The 19815-nt window shown below is 68.9% G+C and carries 21 protein-coding genes; 15 read left to right on the forward strand and 6 right to left on the reverse strand.

What is annotated here, in order from left to right:
- The 4 genes from infB to H7I57_RS12950 form a co-directional block, all read left to right on the forward strand.
- Positions 1 to 1989, forward strand: a 1989-nt coding sequence (gene infB / locus H7I57_RS12935) for a translation initiation factor IF-2 (protein WP_264023922.1), incomplete at its 5' end; no start/stop codon positions are given.
- On the forward strand, positions 1989 to 2516 hold the full coding sequence (gene rbfA, locus H7I57_RS12940) for a 30S ribosome-binding factor RbfA (RefSeq protein ID WP_264023924.1): 528 nt from the start codon (positions 1989 to 1991) through the stop codon (positions 2514 to 2516). The genes infB and rbfA, both read left to right, overlap by 1 nt.
- Complete coding sequence (locus H7I57_RS12945) at positions 2497 to 3489, forward strand: DHH family phosphoesterase (protein ID WP_264023925.1); 993 nt, start codon at positions 2497 to 2499, stop codon at positions 3487 to 3489. Before rbfA ends, H7I57_RS12945 begins: the two co-directional genes overlap by 20 nt.
- Positions 3455 to 4828 carry an MATE family efflux transporter gene (locus H7I57_RS12950; RefSeq protein ID WP_372510211.1) on the forward strand — a complete coding sequence of 458 codons (1374 nt, stop codon included), beginning with the start codon at positions 3455 to 3457 and terminating at the stop codon, positions 4826 to 4828. The genes H7I57_RS12945 and H7I57_RS12950 overlap by 35 nt, the downstream gene beginning before the upstream one ends.
- 16 nt (positions 4829 to 4844) lie before the next feature.
- Here the strand turns inward: H7I57_RS12950 and H7I57_RS12955 are convergent, their stop codons facing one another.
- Entirely contained in the window at positions 4845 to 5465 is a 621-nt protein-coding gene (locus tag H7I57_RS12955; protein ID WP_264023927.1) for a class I SAM-dependent methyltransferase, read from the reverse strand.
- A gap of 45 nt (positions 5466 to 5510) precedes the next feature.
- Here H7I57_RS12955 and H7I57_RS12960 point away from each other — a divergent pair, with 45 nt between their 5' ends.
- Positions 5511 to 6011: a MerR family transcriptional regulator gene (locus H7I57_RS12960; protein WP_264023928.1), complete on the forward strand. Its 501-nt coding sequence runs from the start codon at positions 5511 to 5513 to the stop codon at positions 6009 to 6011.
- Here H7I57_RS12960 and H7I57_RS12965 read toward each other — a convergent pair.
- Positions 5980 to 6747 (reverse strand): enoyl-CoA hydratase, encoded by a 768-nt coding sequence (locus H7I57_RS12965; RefSeq protein ID WP_264023929.1) that lies wholly within the window; start codon positions 6745 to 6747, stop codon positions 5980 to 5982. The two genes, H7I57_RS12960 and H7I57_RS12965, sit on opposite strands and share 32 nt — an antisense overlap.
- A 45-nt stretch (positions 6748 to 6792) precedes the next feature.
- On the opposite strand from H7I57_RS12965, the gene H7I57_RS12970 reads away from it, so the two are divergent.
- Positions 6793 to 7059 carry a DUF2277 domain-containing protein gene (locus H7I57_RS12970; protein WP_264023930.1) on the forward strand — a complete coding sequence of 89 codons (267 nt, stop codon included), beginning with the start codon at positions 6793 to 6795 and terminating at the stop codon, positions 7057 to 7059.
- Positions 7056 to 7628, forward strand: a complete 573-nt coding sequence (locus H7I57_RS12975; RefSeq protein ID WP_264023931.1) for a DUF1802 family protein — start codon at positions 7056 to 7058, stop codon at positions 7626 to 7628. The genes H7I57_RS12970 and H7I57_RS12975 overlap by 4 nt, the downstream gene beginning before the upstream one ends.
- 6 nt (positions 7629 to 7634) lie before the next feature.
- Here the strand turns inward: H7I57_RS12975 and H7I57_RS12980 are convergent, their stop codons facing one another.
- Together H7I57_RS12980 and H7I57_RS12985 are read right to left on the reverse strand one after the other, a co-directional pair.
- Positions 7635 to 9296 (reverse strand): CocE/NonD family hydrolase, encoded by a 1662-nt coding sequence (locus H7I57_RS12980; protein ID WP_372510212.1) that lies wholly within the window; start codon positions 9294 to 9296, stop codon positions 7635 to 7637.
- 39 nt (positions 9297 to 9335) lie between these two features.
- The gene (locus tag H7I57_RS12985) at positions 9336 to 9920 is read right to left on the reverse strand and encodes a DUF3558 domain-containing protein (RefSeq protein WP_264023932.1); all 585 of its coding nucleotides are present in this window, start codon (positions 9918 to 9920) and stop codon (positions 9336 to 9338) included.
- 152 nt (positions 9921 to 10072) lie between these two features.
- Here H7I57_RS12985 and pptH point away from each other — a divergent pair, with 152 nt between their 5' ends.
- From pptH to truB, 3 genes are read left to right on the forward strand one after another with little or no spacing between them, the layout of a single operon-like run.
- On the forward strand, positions 10073 to 11020 hold the full coding sequence (pptH, locus tag H7I57_RS12990) for an ACP phosphodiesterase PptH (protein ID WP_264023933.1): 948 nt from the start codon (positions 10073 to 10075) through the stop codon (positions 11018 to 11020).
- Positions 11017 to 11694, forward strand: coding sequence for a 4'-phosphopantetheinyl transferase PptT (gene pptT / locus H7I57_RS12995; RefSeq protein WP_264023934.1), 678 nt, complete (start codon positions 11017 to 11019; stop codon positions 11692 to 11694). The genes pptH and pptT overlap by 4 nt, the downstream gene beginning before the upstream one ends.
- 14 nt (positions 11695 to 11708) lie before the next feature.
- Complete coding sequence (truB, locus tag H7I57_RS13000) at positions 11709 to 12593, forward strand: tRNA pseudouridine(55) synthase TruB (protein ID WP_264024043.1); 885 nt, start codon at positions 11709 to 11711, stop codon at positions 12591 to 12593.
- An 18-nt stretch (positions 12594 to 12611) separates the two neighbouring features.
- Here the strand turns inward: truB and H7I57_RS13005 are convergent, their stop codons facing one another.
- Entirely contained in the window at positions 12612 to 13043 is a 432-nt protein-coding gene (locus H7I57_RS13005) for a type II toxin-antitoxin system Rv0910 family toxin (protein WP_264023935.1), read from the reverse strand.
- A gap of 12 nt (positions 13044 to 13055) precedes the next feature.
- Complete coding sequence (gene mntR / locus H7I57_RS13010) at positions 13056 to 13775, reverse strand: manganese-binding transcriptional regulator MntR (protein WP_264023936.1); 720 nt, start codon at positions 13773 to 13775, stop codon at positions 13056 to 13058.
- 80 nt (positions 13776 to 13855) lie between these two features.
- Between mntR and H7I57_RS13015 the strand changes: the two genes are divergently transcribed.
- The 5 genes from H7I57_RS13015 (at position 13856) to H7I57_RS13035 (ending at position 19799) form a co-directional block, all read left to right on the forward strand.
- Positions 13856 to 14830: a bifunctional riboflavin kinase/FAD synthetase gene (locus tag H7I57_RS13015; RefSeq protein WP_264023937.1), complete on the forward strand. Its 975-nt coding sequence runs from the start codon at positions 13856 to 13858 to the stop codon at positions 14828 to 14830.
- A gap of 157 nt (positions 14831 to 14987) precedes the next feature.
- On the forward strand, positions 14988 to 15257 hold the full coding sequence (gene rpsO, locus H7I57_RS13020; protein ID WP_264023939.1) for a 30S ribosomal protein S15: 270 nt from the start codon (positions 14988 to 14990) through the stop codon (positions 15255 to 15257).
- A 52-nt stretch (positions 15258 to 15309) separates the two neighbouring features.
- Positions 15310 to 15810 (forward strand): LppU family putative lipoprotein, encoded by a 501-nt coding sequence (gene lppU, locus H7I57_RS13025; RefSeq protein WP_264023940.1) that lies wholly within the window; start codon positions 15310 to 15312, stop codon positions 15808 to 15810.
- 388 nt (positions 15811 to 16198) lie between these two features.
- A complete protein-coding gene (locus H7I57_RS13030; RefSeq protein ID WP_264023941.1) occupies positions 16199 to 18475 on the forward strand; it encodes a polyribonucleotide nucleotidyltransferase in 2277 nt (758 codons plus the stop codon).
- Positions 18453 to 19799 (forward strand): M16 family metallopeptidase, encoded by a 1347-nt coding sequence (locus H7I57_RS13035; RefSeq protein WP_264023943.1) that lies wholly within the window; start codon positions 18453 to 18455, stop codon positions 19797 to 19799. Before H7I57_RS13030 ends, H7I57_RS13035 begins: the two co-directional genes overlap by 23 nt.
- Positions 19800 to 19815: the final 16 nt, after the last annotated feature.

The following is a 19815-nucleotide window of genomic DNA, read 5'->3' on the forward strand; positions in this document are numbered from 1 at the left end:
GGCGGTGCCCCCGCAGGCGGCGGCTACCGCGGACGGCCCGGCGGCGGTGGCCGTCCAGGTCAGCGCGGCGGTGCGGCCGGTGCCTTCGGTCGTCCCGGCGGCGCACCGAAACGCGGTCGCAAGTCGAAGCGGGCAAAACGCGCCGAGTACGAGAACATGCAGGCCCCGGTCGTCGGTGGCGTGCGGTTGCCGCACGGCAACGGCGAGACCATCCGGCTCGCCCGTGGTGCGTCGCTGTCCGATTTCGCCGAGAAGATCGACGCCAACCCGGCATCGCTGGTGCAGGCGTTGTTCAACCTCGGCGAGATGGTGACCGCCACCCAGTCGGTGGGCGACGAGACGCTCGAGCTGCTCGGCAACGAGATGAACTACATCGTGCAGGTCGTGTCCCCGGAGGACGAGGACCGCGAACTGCTGCAGTCGTTCGACCTCACCTACGGCGAGGACGAAGGCGGCGAGGACGATCTGGAGTTCCGTCCGCCGGTGGTCACCGTCATGGGTCACGTCGACCACGGCAAGACCCGGCTGCTCGACACGATTCGTCAGGCCAACGTCCGCGAGGGCGAGGCCGGTGGCATCACCCAGCACATCGGCGCCTACCAGGTGCTCACCGAGCTGGACGGCAACGAACGACTGGTCACCTTCATCGACACCCCGGGTCACGAGGCGTTCACCGCCATGCGTGCCCGCGGTGCGAAGGCCACCGACATCGCGATCCTGGTGGTCGCCGCCGACGACGGCGTCATGCCGCAGACGGTGGAGGCGATCAACCACGCCCAGGCGGCCGATGTGCCGATCGTGGTGGCGGTCAACAAGATCGACAAGGAGGGCGCCGACCCGGCCAAGATCCGCGGGCAGCTCACCGAGTACGGCCTCGTCGCCGAGGACTTCGGCGGCGACACGATGTTCGTCGACATCTCGGCAAAGCAGGGCACCAACATCGACGCGCTGCTGGAAGCGGTGCTGCTGACCGCCGACGCCGCGTTGGACCTGCGGGCCAACCCGGACATGGAAGCCCAGGGTGTGGCCATCGAGGCGCACCTGGACCGCGGTCGCGGTCCGGTGGCCACGGTGCTCATCCAGCGCGGCACACTGCGCGTCGGCGACTCGATCGTCGCCGGCGACGCCTATGGCCGCGTCCGGCGCATGGTCGACGAGCACGGCGAGGACGTCACCGAGGCGCTGCCGTCCCGGCCGGTGCAGGTCATCGGCTTCACGTCGGTGCCAGGTGCAGGTGACAACCTGCTGGTCGTCGACGAGGACCGCATCGCCCGGCAGATCGCCGACCGGCGCAGCGCGCGTAAGCGCAACGCGCTGGCGGCCAAGACGCGCAAGCGGATCAGCCTCGACGATCTGGATGCCGCGCTGAAGGAGACCAGCCAGCTGAACCTGATCCTCAAGGGCGACAACTCCGGCACCGTCGAAGCCCTGGAAGAGGCCCTGTACGGCATCGAGATCGACGACGAGGTGGAACTGCGCGTCATCGATCGTGGTGTCGGCGGTGTCACCGAGACCAACGTCAACCTGGCGTCGGCGTCGGATGCGATCATCATCGGGTTCAACGTCCGTGCGGAGGGCAAGGCCACCGAGCTGGCCAACCGCGAGGGTGTGGACATCCGGTACTACTCGGTGATCTACCAGGCCATCGATGAGATCCAGAGCGCGCTCAAGGGCATGCTCAAGCCGGTCTACGAGGAGAAGGAACTCGGCCGCGCCGAGATCCGCGCGATCTTCCGCTCCTCGAAGGTGGGCAACATCGCAGGCTGCCTGGTCACCTCCGGCATCATGCGGCGCAACGCCAAGGCGCGATTGCTCCGCGACAACACCGTCGTCGCCGAGACCGTCACGATCTCGTCGCTCAAGCGGGAGAAAGACGACGCCACCGAGGTGCGCGAGGGCTACGAGTGCGGTCTGACGCTGACGTACTCCGACATCAAAGAGGGCGACGTCATCGAGGCGTACGAGCTTGTGGAGAAGGAGCGCACCTAATGGTCGACGTCGGTCGGGCGCGCCGGCTCTCCAAGCGCATCGGCACGGTCGTCGCCTCGGCCATCGAGTTCGAGATCAAGGATCCCCCGCTGGCCTTCGTGACCATCACGGACACGAAGGTCACGGGAGACCTGCACGACGCCACCGTGTACTACACGGTTCGTGGCGAGACCCTGCAGGACGAGCCCGATTACGAGGCCGCCGCGGCGGCGCTGGAGCGCGCCAAGGGCACGCTGCGGAGCAAGGTCGGCGCCGCCACCGGTGTGCGCTTCACCCCGACGCTGACCTTCGTGCTCGACAAGGTGCCCGACACCGCGCAGCACATGGAGGAACTGCTGGCCCGTGCGCGAGCCGCGGATGAGGATTTGGCGAGAGTTCGTCAAGGTGCCAAGCACGCAGGCGATGCCGACCCGTACCGTGTAAGCGGGGCGGAGGACACGGATGACGCTGCAAGCGGGGGGCCATCGGGGACCGACGCTGAGGACACGGGTGACGCTGATTGGCTCGATGACAGACACGACGACTGATGCCCTGGTGGCGGGCGCGCACATCGATGCCCGCGCCGCAGCCGACCTGTTGTCGGCGGCCACCACCGTCAGCGTGGTCTGTCACGTCTTCCCCGACGCCGACACCATCGGCGCCGGGCTCGCCCTGGCGCTGGTCCTCGACCATGCCGGCAAGGACGTCCAAGTCAGTTTCGCCGAGCCGGCCGAGCTGCCCGAGTCGTTGCAGTCGCTGCCGGGCGGTCACCTGTTGGTGGCGCCCGACGATCTCCGTCGTGACGCCGATCTGGTGGTCACCGTCGACATCCCCAGCGTGAACCGCCTCGGTAAGCTGCGCGAACTGGCCGCCCCCGACCGTCAGGTGCTGGTGATCGATCACCATGCCTCCAACCGTCTGTTCGGCACTGCGAATTTCGTCGACCCGTCCGCGGACTCGACGACGATGCTGGTCGCCGAACTGCTCGACGCGTGGGACAAGCCGATCGACGTGGGCGTGGCGCACTGCCTGTACGCGGGCCTGACCACCGACACCGGTTCGTTCCGGTGGGCCAGCGCCCGGGCGCACCGGCTGGCGGCGCGTCTGGTGGAGTTGGGTGTCGACAACGCCGCCATCAGCCGCACCCTGATGGACACCCATCCGTTCGCGTGGCTGCCGATGTTGTCGCGGGTGCTGGGATCGGCGCGACTGCTGACCGACGCTGCCGACGGGCAGGGTCTGGTGTACGCCGTGGTCGACCACGGAGAGTGGGTCAACGCCCGCCCGGAGGAAGTGGAGAGCATCGTCGACATCGTGCGCACCACGCAGGAAGCCGAGGTCGCGGCGGTGTTCAAGGAGATCGAGCCCCGGAAATGGTCGGTGTCGATGCGCTCGAAGTCCGTGGACCTCGCGTCGGTCGCCAGTTCGTTCGGCGGCGGTGGTCATCGCCTCGCCGCCGGCTATTCGGCAGCGGGGACCGCCGACGATGTGGTGGCGGCGCTCGCACGCGCACTTGGCTGAATCCCGGCACCGAACACCTTTGACCGACCCCGTTCAGCCTGCGACCAGCCGTCGCATCGCCGCACTGGCCTTCCCGGCGCTCGGCGTGCTGGCCGCCGAACCCGTCTACCTGCTGTTCGACCTGGCCGTCGTCGGCCGCCTCGGTGCCGTCGATCTGGCCGGCCTGGCGATCGGCGCGCTGGTCATGGGCGTGCTGAGCTCGCAGCTGACCTTTCTGTCCTACGGCACCACCGCGCGCGCGGCGCGGTTCTACGGAGCCGGTGACCGGAGTGCGGCCGTCGGGGAGGGCGTGCAGGCGACGTGGCTGGCGCTGGGGATCGGCACCACGATCGTCATCGGCGTCCAACTGACCGCGGGCCCGCTGGTGTCCGCACTGGCGGGCGGCGGACGGATCGCCGAGGCGGCGCTGCCGTGGGTTCGGATCGCCAGCCTGGCCGTCCCCGCGATACTCGTCGCCGCCGCAGGCAACGGGTGGATGCGCGGCGTGCAGGACACCATGCGTCCGCTGCGCTATGTCGTCTTCGGGTTCGCGGTGTCGGCGGTGCTGTGCCCGCTGCTGGTGTACGGGTTGCTGGGTGCTCCCGAACTCGGCCTGCCCGGGTCGGCGGTGGCCAACCTGGTCGGTCAATGGCTGGCGGCGGCGCTGTTCTTCCGCGCGCTGTTCGTCGAGCAGATTCCGCTGCGACCGCGGCCACCGGTGCTGCGCGCCCAGGTGGTGATGGGCCGCGACCTGGTGTTGCGCACCCTGGCGTTCCAGGCGTGCTTCGTCTCCGCCGGGGCTGTCGCGGCGCGCTTCGGCGCGGCGGCCGTCGCGGCACACCAGGTGGTCCTGCAGCTGTGGAACTTTCTTGCGTTGGTGCTCGACTCGCTGGCCATCGCGGCGCAGTCACTGGTCGGTGCGGCGCTGGGGGCGGGCCATCTGGCGCATGCGAAATCGGTGGCGTGGCGGGTGACGATCTTCTCGACGGTCGCCGGCGCCGTGCTGGCCGCGTTGTTCGTGCTGGGCTCCTCGGTGCTGCCGGGAGTCTTCACCGACGACCGCTCGGTGCTCGACGAGATCGGGGTGCCGTGGTGGTTCCTGGTGGCCCAATTACCGGTCGCCGGAATCGTTTTCGCCCTCGATGGGGTGCTGCTCGGCGCTGGTGACGCCACGTTCATGCGCAACGCGACGGTCATCAGCGCCCTGGTCGGTTTCCTGCCGTTGGTCTGGCTGTCGCTGGCGTTCGGGTGGGGACTGCTGGGCATCTGGTCGGGTCTGAGCGCGTTCATGGTGCTGCGCCTGGTGTTCGTCGGCTGGCGGGCGTTCTCGGGTCGCTGGCTGGTGCCCGGGACGGGCTAGAGAGGTTCCGCGTGGCTCAGGGGCGGGTACCGCCGACCGTCCACACGTCCCGCCTGCCGCTGCGGTGACCGGCGACGGTGACGTTGACCAGCCCCGCCGTACGGCACAGCGCTGCAAAGGATTCCGCCTGGTCTGCCGTCCATCCGTGGCTCGCGAGCCCGGTGGCACCCGGCTGCGTCTGGCGTTCGACGGCCAGCAACCGGCCGCCGGGGGCGAGCACTCGATGTGCCTCGGCCAGGCCCTTGGTGACGTCACGCCAGTGGTGCACCGTGGCCAGCGCCCACACGACGGTCGCCGAACCATCCGCAACAGGTAGGCGCTCGGCCGCACCTTCGGCCCACCTGATGGCAGCGCGGTTGCGGGTGACGGCCCGCGCCAAACGCAGCATGGATGGCGCCGGGTCGACCCCGGTGACACGCGCGCCCCGGCGGGCGGCGGCGCGCGCGGCGGAACCCGGTCCGCAGCCGATGTCGACGACGTGGTCGGCCGCCGAGACCCGCGCGAGGTCAGTGGCCAGCCTCGCGTTCCGGCGGCCGGTGAGCAGGAAGACGAACCCGCAGAGGGTCCCGGTGAGACCGGCGAAGCCGGGGTGATCGCCGTGGTGGTTGACCGCCATCGCGGCCGATGCATCGCTCATGCATCGACCTTGCCGGTTCAAGCGGGGTTGAAGTCGAATGGCCCCATGGACTCGATACCGATCGGCGAGGCCGCCTCGCGGTTGCAGATGACGACGTCGGCGTTGCGTTACTACGACGAGCGCGGGCTGGTGTGCCCGCGGTCGCGCCGATCCGGCAGGCGGATGTACGGGCCCGAGGAGCTGCGGCGGCTGGCGTTCCTCAAGATCGTGCACCGGCTTGGCCTGCCGCTGGGCACCGCCGCCGCCGTGCTCGACGCACCGGGTGAGCAGTGGCGCGACACTGTCCGCGGCCAGATCGCCGACCTGGACCGGGTGATCGCCCAGGCGCGGGCCGCGCAGCAGTTCCTCACCGACGCACTGAACTGCCCGACGGATCACCCGGCCCGACAGTGCCCCTCCATGATCGGGGCGCTGGACCGACGACGGGGTGAGTGTGGAACAGCTCGCCGCCGAGCAGACCGGGGCGAGCGGGCCCGCCGACTGACTGTCGACGGCCGCGGGCGCGTGCCGGTGCTCAGCGCACCTGGGTGCGGCCGCGTTCGATGACCGAGCTCCGGCTCTCCGCGATGTCGTCGCCCGTCGCGCTCTTCATCCACTCGCGCGCCGACGCCGCCTCCAGCCACAGCGCCGCGCTGTTCTGCTGGTCGTCGATCTGGTGGTAGGACGCCAGCAGGGCGCGGACGGCTTTCTGGTTGTTGCCGACGATCGACGCCGCGATCTGACGGGCGGTGTCGAGCAGCTCGCCGTGCGGCACCACCTGCGTGACCAGACCGGTGCGCAGCGCGTCCTCGGCGGACAGGTAGTCGCCGGTCATGCTCATCCGTCGCGCCATCCCGACGCCGACCTTCTGCGGCAGCCGCACCGACAGTCCCCAGGTGGGCAGCAACCCGACGCGGGCGTGGGTGTCGGCGAAGCGGGCCAGCTCCGAGGCGATCAGGATGTCGCAGTAGAGCGCGATCTCCAGACCTCCGGTCACCGCCGCGCCGTTGATCGCCCCGATCACCGGCTTGGTCATCGGTGGCCACTTGGGGGAGATGTCGGGAAGGTCGGTGGTGTCGCCCAATTCCTTGAGGTCCAGGCCGGCGCAGAACACCGGATCGGCGCCCGTGACGATGACCACGTCGACACCGTCGTCGGCCTGCGCGTCGCGCAACGCCTGGTAGAACTGCGTGCGCAACGCCGCCGACAGCGCGTTGCGGGACTCCGGCCGGTTCAACGTGAGTGTTCGGACCCGGTCGCGGGTGTCGATCAGCAGGACGTCCGTGGTGTCGGAGTTGGTCATCCGCTCACCGTATCGGCTCGCGCTTTCGCGCCTATCGTGGAGAAGATGTGCCGAAACATCACCGAGCTGCGGGGCCTGGAACCGGCCGCCACCTCCGAGGAGGTCGAGGCAGCCGCACGCCAGTACGTCCGCAAGGTCAGCGGCATCACCAGGCCCTCCGGCGGCAACGTCGAGGCGTTCGAGATCGCCGTCGCCGAGGTCACCGCGACCACCGAGCGGCTGCTGGCGGGCCTGCAGCCGCGCCGACAGCCGCCGAAAAGCGTTCCGCCGCTGCGTCGTCCCGAGGTCCGGGCGCGGCTCGGACTCGGATGACCGCAACGCTGACCCGGCCCGCGCTCAAGGAGTGGAGCGCCGCCGTGCACGCGCTGCTCGACGGCAGGCAGAGCGTGCTGCTGCGCAAGGGCGGTATCCACGAGAAGCGGTTCGAGGTCGCTCCCGAGGTGGCCAGGTCACGGTTCTTGCTGTTCCCGACCGTGGCGCACAGTCACGCCGAGCGGGTCCGTCCCGAGCATCGCGAGCTCCTCGAGCCCGCGGCGGCGGACAGCACCGAGGATGACGTGATCCTGCGTGCCGGAGCCCGGGTGATCGCCGCGGTGGAGGTCAACCGCCCGGAGAAATTGGACGAGATTGCGCCGCTGCATATCTGGACCGCCGAGTCGGTGCAGGCCGATCGCCTCGACTTCCGGCCGCGGCACCGGCTGACGGTGCTGGTCGTCTCGGCGGCGCCGCTGGCCGAGCCCGTGCGACTGGCGCGCACCCCCGACTACCGCGGTTGCTCGAGCTGGGTGCGGCTGCCGGTGCACCCCGAGTGGGCGGCACCGGTGCACGACGACGCGGATCTGCTCGAGGTCGCCGAGCGGGTGCGCCGGTCAGTCGGTTGAGGGCGGTCAATCGCCTGCGGGAAGGATCAGCCGAGTCGCATCCCCGAGATGCAGGGTGTGTCGGGCGGTGGCGAAGCCGGTTCCGCTGACCGCGGGTTCACCGGTGCCCAGGTTGCGCAGGAACCGCGGGTGCGACCCGCCGGCCACCAGGACCCGGATGCGGGAGCCTGCGGGAAAGGTGTGCGCGACACCGTCGAGTTCGATGCGCACGGTGCCCGTATCGGGCGCCGAGGCACGATATCCGTCGCTGACGTTGCGGGAGCGGCCCTGCGCGTCGACCTGGCTGACCCGCACGAACAGATCGTTGTTCGGGTTGGTGCAGGAGTGGGACAGCTCCAGCACCGGCGACCCGACCACGAAGAGGTCGGTGGGCAGCGGGTCCCCGGTGAACGTGAGCACGTCGGCCCGCCGCGCCAGGGCGGTGTCGTCGCGGTAGCCGCCGACCGGCGACAGCAACCGGCCGCCGACGGTGGGCGTCGGGTCGGCGGGGTTGTAGACGAATGCCGCCGTGCTCGCCTCGGGAACGGTGTCCGCGAGCCGTCTCGCGGGTTGCAGGTAGAGCACGCGTTCGGGCATCGGGGGCGGCCAGTCGGTGAAGTCGAGCCAGCCATCCCCGTCAGGTGAGCCCGCAAGGTGGACGCGCACCGGGGCGCTGCGCTGTGCGGGCGCGTCAGCGAGGTGGGCGTCGAGCCAGTCCAGGGATTCGCGGATCACCGTCGGGGCGGCCTTGGTCATCATGTGGCCATGTGTCCAGGGACCGATGGTGAGGCCCGCGGTCACCCCGCGGCTGCGCAGCCGGCCGTACTGCTCCAGGGTCTGTTCGAGGAACAGGTCCTGCCAGCCGGTCAGTAACAGCACCGGGATCTCGGCGCGCTCCAGCGCGTCGCGCAACTGCAGCTTCGTCCAGAACGGGTCGTCGGCCTGCGGATGGTCGAGCCACGACTCGAACCACGGCGCCCCGTCCCCGAGCAGCGCCCGGCTCGACTCGCCCAGCGGCAGCCCCAGGGATGCCCGGGTCACCAGGCGCTGAGCGCGTGCCTGCCGCAGCAGGACGCGCAGCCTGCGCGGGTCTTCCTGGCGGGCCACCAGGTCGCTCCAGCCGAGGAAGTCGTTGAGTCCGAATGACCCTGTGCCCCAACGTGGTCCACTGACATCGTGGGGCCCGACGGTGATCACCGCGGCCTTCATCTCCGGCGGCGGGTCGGCGAGCAGCGCCCACTGCGTGAAGCCCAGATACGACAGTCCCACGGTCCCGAACGTGCCCGTGAACCACGGCTGCTCGCGCAGCCAGGCGACGGTGTCGGCGCCGTCCTCTATCTCGTGCACCATCGGATCGAATTCGCCGCCCGAGCCGTACGTGCCCCGCACGCTCTGCACGATCACGTGGTAGCCCCGCGCGGCGTAGACCGAGCCGAACAGCGCCGCGAAGGGAAAGCCGCGTCCGTACGGGCCGCGGACCAGCAGCGTGCCCGCGGGCTGCGTCGTCTGCGGCACGTAGTGGTCGGCGACCAGGTCGACGCCGTCACGCATCGGCACCCGCAGTCCGCGGTCGACGACGTAGTCCGTGGTCGGCGGCGGCAGCTGCAGCACCCCGCTGAGCTTCCGCAGAGCGGCCTGCTGCAGCGTCGGACGGGTCGCGGTGTTCGGGGGCGCGGCGGTCACGCTCACGAGGCTACGCAAGCCCGCTTCCCAAGCCCGCTACGCGCCTCAGTACACGTAGAAGGGGCTGAGCTCGTGTGCCCGCTGCAGGTTGGTCTGCATGCAATCCGGATCGGGCTCGGAGTAGATGGGGGAGTAGAACAGCGACTGCTGGATCACTCCGTAACTGGTCTTGAAGGCCACCATGCAGGTGATCCACCAGCGGTTGTTCCAGTCCGTCGGCTTCATGATCCAGTACTGGGCGGCGCGGTGGCCGTTGATGTCGAGTTCGACCGCGTCGGGGGGCAGGGTCTGCTCGTAGGTGCGCCACACGAAGGCCTCGACCGCCATCTGGTAGTTCCCGGCGTCGTATTTGCACCGCAGACTGTCCTCCGGCATAGGCGGCGTGTATGCCAGCCCGATGCGCTGCACGACGTCGAGCGGGACGTCGCGGCACGGGTCGAACGGGTCGGGATCCACGGTATCGACCACCGGCCATTTGATCGTGGTGGACATGTCGGTCAGGGGTGCGCCGGTCGCCCGCAGCTCGACCCGCTCGGCGGTGACAGGGCCGGTCGGGTTTGCCTGCCAGACCACGACAACAGCCGCGACCAGCGCGCACAGCGCCGAGAGCAGCCGCAGCTTGGCGACCATCGCACCCCCTGATCTCGAGGCGGTCCGTGCCGCCGATTCGTCCGACCCTGCCGGGAGTGTAGCGGGCACCGCTTCGCCGCCGACACGGAAACAGGAACATGTTCTAGTTGCCGGAGCGTCGACTCGGTGCCGCACCAGTAGGCTGACGGGTTGTGACCAGTGACGACCGACGTCCGACGTTGTGGGCCGTCAGTGACCTCCATACCGGACACACCGGAAACAAGCCGGTGACCGAGTCGCTGCACCCGGCCTCGCCCGATGACTGGCTGATCGTGGCCGGTGATGTCGCCGAGCGCACCGATGAGATCCGGTGGGCGCTGGACCTACTGCGCAAGCGGTTCGCGAAGGTGATCTGGATACCGGGCAACCACGAACTGTGGACGACCCAGCGCGACCCGATGCAGATCTTCGGCAAGGCCCGCTACGACTACCTGGTCAACATGTGCGACGAAATGGGCATCGTCACCCCCGAGCACCCGTACCCGGTGTGGACCGAGGAGGGCGGCCCGGCGACCATCGTCCCGATGTTCCTGCTCTACGACTATTCGTTCCTGCCGCAGGGCGCGGGCACCAAGGCCGAGGGCCTGGCCATCGCCAAGGAACGCAACATCGTCGGCACCGACGAATACCTGCTGTCCTCGGAGCCGTACTCGACCCGCGACGCCTGGTGCCGGGACCGGGTCGCCTACACCCGCAAGCGCCTCGAGGAACTGGACTGGATGATGCCGACCGTCCAGGTGAACCACTTCCCGATGGTCCGCGAACCCTGCGACGCGATGTTCTATCCCGAGTTCTCCCTGTGGTGCGGCACCACGGCGACCGCCGACTGGCACACTCGCTACAACGCGGTCTGCTCGGTGTACGGGCACCTGCACATCCCGCGCACCACCTGGTACGACGGTGTGCGGTTCGAGGAGGTGTCGGTCGGTTACCCGCGGGAGTGGCGCCGCCGCAGGCCTTATCGCTGGCTGCGCCAGATCCTGCCCGACCCGAAGTACGCGCCGGGATACCTCAACGAGTTCGGTGGGCATTTCCAGATCACCCAGGAGATGCGCGACAACGCCCAGAAGGTGCAGCAGCGGATCAAGGACCGGGCATGATCGCAGCGACCCTGCTCGCCGGGGTGCTTCCCGGCTCGCTGGACGCGCTGGCCGCCGCCGAGATGTATTCCGACCCCAAGGAGCTCGCGCCGCTGCCCGAGGAAGAGCCGCTGATCGCCCGGTCGGTGGCCAAGCGGCGCAACGAGTTCATCACCGTGCGGTACTGCGCCCGTCAGGCGATGGTCGATCTCGGGCTGGAACCGGTGCCGATCCTCAAGGGGGACAAGGGCGAACCGTGCTGGCCCGAGGGCATCGTCGGCAGCCTGACGCACTGCGAGGGCTTCCGCGGTGCCGCCGTCGGGCGTCGCGAGGAGGTCCGTTCGGTGGGCATCGACGCCGAACCCCACGACGTGCTGCCCAACGGTGTCCTCGACGCGATCAGCCTGCCCGTGGAGCGGCACGAACTGCAGGCGATGCCGGCGGGTGTGCACTGGGACCGGGTGCTGTTCTGCGCAAAGGAAGCGACGTACAAGGCGTGGTACCCGCTGACGCACCGGTGGCTGGGCTTCGAGGACGCGCACATCGTGTTCGATGTCGACGGGTCCGGGCAGGCGGGAAAGTTCACCTCGCAGATCCTGATCGACCCGGCGGCGGAGTCGGGGCCGCCGCTGACCGCGTTGTCGGGCCGATGGTCGGTACGCGACGGCATCGCGCTGACGGCGATCGTGCTGTGACGGCCCACCAGGGGATCAACACCGGCGGTCTCGTGGTCGTCGACAAGCCGGGCGGGATGACGAGCCACGACGTGGTGGGCCGGTGCCGGCGGCTGTTCGGCACCCGCAAGGTCGGTCACGCGGGCACGCTCGACCCGATGGCCACCGGCGTCCTGGTGGTGGGCGTCGAGCGGGCGACCAAGATCCTCGGGCTGCTGACGGCGACCGACAAGTCGTACTCGGCGACGATCCGTCTGGGACAGACGACATCCACCGAGGACGCCGAAGGCGAGGTGCTGCAATCGGTTTCGGCATCGGAGGTGACCGATGAGCAGATCGGGTCCGCGATCGCCCCGTGGCGCGGTGAGATCGACCAGATCCCGTCGTCGGTCAGCGCCATCAAGGTCGACGGCAAACGCGCCTACCAGTTGGCGCGCGAGGGCCAGTCCGTCGAATTGAAGCCGCGCCGCGTCCGCATCGACCGTTTCGAGGTCCACAGCATCCGGCGCGGCACCGACGGCGTCGTCGATGTGGATGTCGAGGTGGACTGCTCGAGCGGAACCTACATCCGCGCGCTGGCCCGCGACGTCGGCGCCGCGCTCGGGGTTGGAGGGCACCTCACCGCTCTGCGCCGCACCCGGGTCGGGGCGTTCGGCCTCGATCAGGCCCGCACGCTCGAGCAGCTCGCGGAGGCGCCGCGGTTGTCCTACTGCATCGACGAGGCGTGCCTGCGGACGTTCCCGCGGCGTGACCTCACCGAGGCCGAAACCGACGACGCACGCCACGGGCGCGCGCTGCCGCCCGCCGGTCTGGACGGGGTGTACGCGGCGACGGCGCCGGACGGCCGCGTCATCGCGCTGCTGGAGGACGCGGGCTCACGCACGAAAAGCGTTGTGGTGGTGCGCCCGGCGACGCTGTAGCGGTAACACGTCGCCGCGTCAGGCGTAGAGCTCCTCGAACTTCCTGATCGAACGCTCGATGTCGCCCTTGACCGCGCGGACCGCCGCGGAGCCGATCGGGCCGAACAGCGGCGCCCCGCCCAGGTCCATCTTCACCGTGAACGTGCAGCCGTCACCGGTCGAGGTGACAACCATCGACAGCTTGTACCGGGTGCCACCCACGCCTTCGCCACTGATCGCGAGCGCCGAGGGCGGGTCGAACTCGCGCACCGTCCACGTGACACGGTTTCGCATCCCCTTCGCGCCCGCCACGCCGACCACCGTCGTACCCACGTCGAGTTCCTCGGGCAGATCCGAACGCCAGCCCTGGTGCATGGTCATCCAGTCACCCAGCGCGGCCAGGTCCGACGCATGATCCCAGGCGTCTTCGGCGGGAATCGCCAGTGATCGCGACAACTCGAGTTTGGCCATGTCCAGCTCCTCCTATGCGACGACCCAGATCGCTTCTGCGGCAGGGCTTCCCAGTTCGACGGTGGTCTCGGCGGCGTCGCCGCCGTCTTCGGAGGGCTCATCGCCCGGGTTCTGCACGGTCACCGAGATCATGCCGGCGAAGTCGCGGCGGGCCACCACACGCAGCCGGGAGTCCAGGCTGATCCCGACGGTGTCGAAGTATCGCAGCATCTCGGGGTCGGCGTCGGAGATCCGCGCGACGGTGCCCGCGTCACCGTCCTCGCAGACCGACAGCTGACGGGCAGGAGGTGTCGGGACCTGACCGTCGGCGGCCGGGATCGGATCCCCGTGCGGATCGCGCGTCGGATAGCCGAGCTTGGCGTCGATACGGTCCAGCATCCGGTCGGACACCGCGTGCTCGAGCACCTCGGCCTCGTCGTGCACCTCGTCCCAGCTGTAGCCGAGCTCCTGGACCAGGAACGTCTCCATCAACCGGTGGCGGCGCACCATCGCCAGCGCGGCGCGCCGGCCCGCGTCGGTCAGCGTCACCGCACCGTACTTCTCGTGGTCCACGAGGCCTTGGTCGGCGAGCTTGCGGATCGACTCCGAGGCGGTGCTCGCCGACACCCCGATGCGCTCGGCCAGGAGTTTGGTGCTGACCTTCTCGTGTGACCATTCCTGGGCGGTCCAGATGACTTTCAGATAGTCCTGAGCCACCGTCGTCAGATCGCGGGGACTTCCATCAGGACTCACAAGACCAAAGTTTAGGCAATCATCACCTGATCTGGTGGTGCTGATGGTCTGGCGTTGCGGACTGGCCGTAGGCTATCGGCGTGCAGCGCTGGCGGGGGCAGGACGAAATCCCCACCGACTGGGGCCGATGCGTCGTGACGATCGGCGTGTTCGATGGTGTCCATCGCGGGCACCAGGAGCTGATCAGTCGTGCGGTGAAGGCCGGTCGGTCGCGCGGTATCCCGACGGTGTTGATGACCTTCGACCCGCACCCGATGGAGGTTGTGTTCCCCGGTAGCCATCCCGCCCAGCTCACCACGCTCACGCGGCGCGCCGAACTGGTCGAGGAGATGGGCATCGACGTCTTCCTGGTGATGCCGTTCACGCCGGACTTCATGAAGCTCACCCCCGACCGCTACGTGCACGAACTGCTGGTCGAACGGCTCCACGTGGTCGAGGTCGTGGTCGGCGAGAACTTCACCTTCGGCAAGAAGGCCGCGGGCACCGTCGAGTTGCTCCGCAGGGCCGGCGAGCGGTTCGGCTTCGCGGTGGATTCGCTGTCGCTGGTCGCCGAGCATCACCGGGACGAGACGGTGACGTTCTCCTCGACCTACATCCGGTCATGCGTCGACGCCGGCGACATGGTGGCGGCCGCAGAGGCGCTGGGCCGCCCGCACCGCGTCGAGGGAGTGGTGGTGCGTGGCGACGGTCGCGGCAGGGTGCTGGGGTTCCCGACAGCCAACGTCGCACCGCCGATGTACTCGGCGATCCCCGCGGACGGCGTGTACGCCGCCTGGTTCACCGTCCTCGGGCACGGGCCCGTTGTCGGGTCCGTCACCCCCGGCGAGCGCTACCAGGCCGCGGTGTCGGTGGGCACCAACCCGACTTTCTCAGGTCGCACCCGCACCGTGGAGGCGTTCGTCCTGGACACCACCGCCGACCTGTACGGACAACATGTCGCCGTCGACTTCGTGGCGCGCCTACGCGGTCAGGAGAAGTTCGACTCGGTGAACGACCTGGTGACCGCCATGGGTGCCGACACCGAACGCGCACGCACCATCCTGTCCGCGCGGTGACCAGGCGCGGGTGGCGATTCGCGGCTCGCCGCGGTCCGCTGCTAAACTCCCAGCCGACCCGGCGCGTGCTGCAGTTCGCGGTGGCCGCGCCTGCCGGAGGTCCTCTCGAGTACCTGCCGGCACCTTGATCGCGGACCTATTTGATGGAGTTGTATTCGTGGCGCTCACCACCGAGCAGAAGAAAGAAATCCTGGGTCAGTACGGCCTGCACGAGACCGACACCGGTTCACCGGAGGCGCAGGTCGCGATGCTGACGAAGCGGATCTCGGACCTCACCGAGCACCTGAAGTTCCACAAGCACGATCATCACTCGCGCCGTGGGCTGCTGCTGCTGGTCGGCCGCCGCCGCCGGCTGCTGAAGTACATCGCCCAGGTCGACGTCGAGCGCTACCGCTCGCTGATCGAGCGCCTCGGCCTGCGTCGCTGACGCCGAGCCGTCCGGCTTCGCCAACCTCCCACGTCCCGTGCGGACCCTGTTCATGGTCGCATCGGTCGCGACCATGGCACTTGGGGGTCTGACGGGGTGTTCGTCGGCGGCCGACTCCGACATGGTGGTCGGCGACTGCGTGAGGATGGGCGGCCCGCCCGACCGGCCCGAGGCCACCAAAGCGGCCTGCGGGACGCCCGAGTCGAACTTCAAGGTCGTTGCCACGGTCTTCGGGACGTCCGACGGTGCCGACCAGTGCCCGACCGACGTGGACTCCTACTATTCGATGCGCGGTGCGTTCTCCGAGTCGCGCAACACCATCTGCCTGGACATCGACTGGGTGGTCGGCGGCTGCATGAGCATCGACCAGGAGAACGGCAGGGACCCCGTCCGGGTGGACTGCGACGATGCTTCCGTGCCCGGTCGGCAGCGGGCCACCCAGATACTGCAGAGCCCGGAAGACGGGCATGCCACCGTCGACCAGTGCGCCAGCGGGCTGGGCTACGCCTACGACGAACGCAACTTCACCGTGTGCGTCGAGGACATGGCGTGAACCGCCTGCCACACCCCGCAACAGCCCCCGGATTAGGGGTTACGCACGCACTGAGATGTACGATGGGTGCGTTCGCCAGCCGGCGTGGCCGCGAGCGGCACAGAAGGCATGTGTCCGCGAGCGGCACGGAAGGCACGGCGCGAACAACCGGGTGCGGTCTTCGCAGATCCGCGAGCACCGTTCCCGCGTGACACGACAGGCACCGCCAGATCGCGCGGTCTTCGGTAGTGGCTGCCGGATGCACTCCGGCCGCTTCGATCGACGGCCGTCGACGCATCCGGGCCGGGCTTCTCGGGGCCACTCGAGGTTGTCTGCAACTGACCGCATTCAACGCGCAGTGCTCACGCGAAACAGCTGAATATGAGAACCAAAGAGGCCTGACACACGTATGTCTGCAATTGAAATAGAAGACGGCGTCTTCGAATCCACCGCCGTGATCGACAACGGGAGCTTCGGCACCCGCACCATTCGCTTCGAGACCGGCCGGCTGGCCAAGCAGGCCGCCGGCGCCGTCGTCGCCTACCTCGACGACGAGACCATGCTGCTGTCGGCCACGACCGCCAGCAAGGCCCCGAAGGAGCACTTCGACTTCTTCCCGCTCACGATCGACGTCGAGGAGCGGATGTACGCCGCGGGGCGGATCCCCGGCTCGTTCTTCCGTCGTGAGGGTCGCCCGTCGACCGACGCGATCCTGACCTGTCGCCTGATCGACCGGCCGCTGCGCCCGACCTTCATCTCGGGTCTGCGCAACGAGATCCAGGTGGTCGTCACCATTTTGAGCCTCGATCCCGAGGATCTGTACGACGTGCTGGCCATCAACGCCGCGTCGGCGTCGACCCAGATCTCCGGGATCCCGTTCGCAGGTCCCGTCGGCGGCGTGCGCGTCGCCCTGATTGACGGCCAGTGGGTCGCGTTCCCCACCGTCGAGCAGCTCGAGAACGCCGTGTTCGACATGGTCGTCGCCGGTCGTAAGGTCACTGATTCCGCTGGGAAAGACGACGTCGCGATCATGATGGTCGAGGCCGAGGCCACCGACAAGGTCGTCGAGCTGATCGCCGGCGGTGCCGGAGCGCCCACGGAGAGCGTTGTGGCCGAGGGTCTCGAGGCCGCCAAGCCGTTCATCGCCGCACTGTGCACCGCGCAGCAGGAGCTGGCCGACAGCGCCGCCAAGCCCACCGCCGATTACCCGGTCTTCCCCGAATACCAGGACGACGTGTTCTACGCGGTGTCCTCGGTGGCCACCGACGAGCTGTCCAAGGCCCTGACCATCGCGGGCAAGGAAGAGCGCAACGAGCGCACCGACCAGATCAAGGTCGAGGTGCTCGAGCGGCTCGCCGACACCTACGCCGGCCGCGAGAAGGAGATCGGGGCGGCCTACCGCTCGCTGACCAAGAAACTGGTCCGCCAGCGCATCCTCACCGACCACTTCCGCATCGACGGCCGCGGCGTCACCGACATCCGGGCGCTGTCCGCCGAGGTGGCCGTCGTGCCGCGGGCACATGGCAGCGCGCTGTTCGAGCGGGGCGAGACCCAGATCATGGGTGTCACCACACTGGACATGGTCAAGATGGCTCAGCAGATCGACTCGCTGGGACCCGAGACCAGCAAGCGGTACATGCACCACTACAACTTCCCGCCGTACTCGACCGGTGAGACCGGCCGCGTCGGTTCACCCAAGCGTCGCGAGATCGGGCACGGTGCCCTGGCCGAGCGGGCCCTGATGCCCGTGCTGCCGAGCATCGAGGAGTTCCCGTACGCGATCCGCCAGGTGTCGGAGGCGCTGAGCTCCAACGGTTCGACCTCGATGGGCTCGGTGTGCGCATCGACTCTGTCGCTGCTGAACGCCGGTGTGCCGCTGAAGGCTCCCGTCGCCGGTATCGCGATGGGTCTGGTGTCCGACGACGTCGAGGTGGACGGAAAGACCGAGCGTCGCTTCGTCACGCTCACCGACATCCTCGGCGCCGAGGACGCATTCGGCGACATGGACTTCAAGTGCGCAGGCACCAAGGACTTCGTCACCGCGCTGCAGCTGGATACCAAGCTCGACGGCATCCCGTCGCAGGTCCTGGCCGGGGCACTGGCCCAGGCCAAGGACGCCCGGATCACCATCCTCGAGGTGATGGCCGAGGCCATCGACGAGCCCGACGAGATGAGCCCGTACGCCCCGCGGATCACCACGATCAAGGTGCCGATCGACAAGATCGGCGAGGTCATCGGGCCCAAGGGCAAGATGATCAACTCGATCACCGAGGAGACCGGCGCGTCGATCTCCATCGAGGACGACGGCACGGTGTTCGTCGGCGCCTCCAACGGCGAAGCGGCACAAGCGGCCATCGACAAGATCAACGCGATCGCCAACCCGCAGCTGCCCAAGACCGGCGAGCGGTTCCTCGGCACGGTGGTGAAGACCACTGACTTTGGAGCTTTCGTCTCGCTGCTGCCGGGCCGGGACGGCTTGGTGCACATCTCCAAGCTGGGCCGGGGCAAGCGGGTCAACAAGGTGGAGGACGTCGTCAAGGTCGGCGACAAGCTGCGCGTGGAGATCGCCGACATCGACAACCGCGGCAAGATCTCGCTGGTCCTCGTCGCCGAGGACGACAAAGCAGAGGCAACCGACACCGCGGATTCACCTGTGCCGGTCGATGCAGCGACCGCCAGTAACTAGCTCGGGGTCGCTGCGCCGGTCGCGCCGCAACGACGACACATCGTTGGCGGTGCGTCGCACGGATCTGCCCGGTGGCCTGCGTGTGGTCACCGAGCACATCCCGCACGTGCACTCGGCGTCGGTCGGGGTGTGGGTCGGCGTCGGGTCGCGCGACGAAGGTCGCAGTGTGGCCGGCGCCGCGCACTTCCTGGAGCACCTGCTGTTCAAGGCGACGCCGACGCGGTCGGCGGTGCAGATCGCCCAGGCGGTCGACGCTGTGGGTGGCGAGCTGAACGCGTTCACCGCCAGGGAGCACACCTGCTACTACGCGCACGTGCTCGACTCGGATCTGGCGCTGGCCGTCGATCTGGTCGCCGACGTCGTCCTGAACGGGCGCTGCGCCCAGCACGACGTGGAGGTCGAGCGCGACGTCGTCCTCGAGGAGATCGCGATGCGCGACGACGATCCGGAGGACACCCTCGGCGACGTGTTCCTGTCGGCGATGTTCGGTGAGCATCCGGTGGGCCGCCCGGTGATCGGCAGCGTGGAATCGATCTCGACGATGACTCGCGCGCAACTGCACTCGTTCCATGTCCGCCGTTACACGCCGGACCGCATGGTCGTGGCGGTCGCCGGGAACATCGACCACGACGAGGTCGTCGGGCTGGTGCGCGAGCACTTCGGTCGGCGGTTGGTGCGTGGCCGGTCCCCGGTGACGCCGCGGATGGGCGCCGGACGCGTGCCGGGCCGTCCGACGCTGCAGCTGGTGAGCCGGGACGCCGAGCAGACCCACCTGTCGATGGGGGTGCGTACTCCGGGACGGCACTGGGACCATCGCTGGGCACTGGCGGTGCTCAACACCGCGCTCGGCGGTGGCCTGAGTTCGCGTCTGTTCCAACAGATTCGCGAGACCCGCGGGCTGGCGTACTCGGTGTACTCGACAGTGGACACGTTCGCCGACAGCGGTGCGCTCTCGATCTACGCCGGGTGTCTTCCGGAGCGGTTCGACGAGGTGGTGCGGGTGACGACCGACGTGCTGGCCGAGGTCGCCCGTGACGGGATCACGGCCGACGAATGCCGGATCGCCAAGGGGTCGATGCGTGGCGGGCTGGTGCTGGGTCTGGAGGACTCCGGCTCGCGGATGAACCGCATCGGGCGCAGCGAGCTCAACTACGGGCATCACCGCAGCATCGCCTACACGCTGGAGCGGATCGACGCTGTCACCCTCGAAGAGGTCAACGCCGTTGCGCGCCTTCTGCTCACCCGCCCGTTCGGGGCCGCGGTCCTCGGGCCGGTGCGCGGGAAGCGGTCGCTTCCCAAGCCGCTGCAGACGATCGCGGGCTGACCGCCTAGCCTCGTTG

The sequence above is a fragment of the Mycolicibacterium pyrenivorans genome (assembly GCF_025821625.1).
In the GTDB taxonomy this organism is placed as follows: Bacteria; Actinomycetota; Actinomycetes; order Mycobacteriales; family Mycobacteriaceae; genus Mycobacterium; species Mycobacterium pyrenivorans.

What these genes read in the sequence shown, in the direction of transcription:
- H7I57_RS12950 (WP_372510211.1), top strand. Translation starts at nt 3,455, where the DNA reads ATGTGGTGGCGGCGCTCGCACGCGCACTTGGCTGAATCCCGGCACCGA.
- H7I57_RS13030 (WP_264023941.1), top strand. Translation starts at nt 16,199, where the DNA reads ATGTCTGCAATTGAAATAGAAGACGGCGTCTTCGAATCCACCGCCGTG.
- H7I57_RS12955 (WP_264023927.1), bottom strand. Translation starts at nt 5,465, where the DNA reads ATGAGCGATGCATCGGCCGCGATGGCGGTCAACCACCACGGCGATCAC.
- H7I57_RS12965 (WP_264023929.1), bottom strand. Translation starts at nt 6,747, where the DNA reads ATGACCAACTCCGACACCACGGACGTCCTGCTGATCGACACCCGCGAC.
- H7I57_RS13035 (WP_264023943.1), top strand. Translation starts at nt 18,453, where the DNA reads ATGCAGCGACCGCCAGTAACTAGCTCGGGGTCGCTGCGCCGGTCGCGC.
- H7I57_RS12985 (WP_264023932.1), bottom strand. Translation starts at nt 9,920, where the DNA reads ATGGTCGCCAAGCTGCGGCTGCTCTCGGCGCTGTGCGCGCTGGTCGCG.
- lppU (WP_264023940.1), top strand. Translation starts at nt 15,310, where the DNA reads ATGGTCGCATCGGTCGCGACCATGGCACTTGGGGGTCTGACGGGGTGT.
- pptT (WP_264023934.1), top strand. Translation starts at nt 11,017, where the DNA reads ATGATCGCAGCGACCCTGCTCGCCGGGGTGCTTCCCGGCTCGCTGGAC.
- H7I57_RS12960 (WP_264023928.1), top strand. Translation starts at nt 5,511, where the DNA reads ATGGACTCGATACCGATCGGCGAGGCCGCCTCGCGGTTGCAGATGACG.
- H7I57_RS13005 (WP_264023935.1), bottom strand. Translation starts at nt 13,043, where the DNA reads ATGGCCAAACTCGAGTTGTCGCGATCACTGGCGATTCCCGCCGAAGAC.
- H7I57_RS12975 (WP_264023931.1), top strand. Translation starts at nt 7,056, where the DNA reads ATGACCGCAACGCTGACCCGGCCCGCGCTCAAGGAGTGGAGCGCCGCC.
- H7I57_RS12945 (WP_264023925.1), top strand. Translation starts at nt 2,497, where the DNA reads ATGACAGACACGACGACTGATGCCCTGGTGGCGGGCGCGCACATCGAT.
- rbfA (WP_264023924.1), top strand. Translation starts at nt 1,989, where the DNA reads ATGGTCGACGTCGGTCGGGCGCGCCGGCTCTCCAAGCGCATCGGCACG.
- H7I57_RS12970 (WP_264023930.1), top strand. Translation starts at nt 6,793, where the DNA reads ATGTGCCGAAACATCACCGAGCTGCGGGGCCTGGAACCGGCCGCCACC.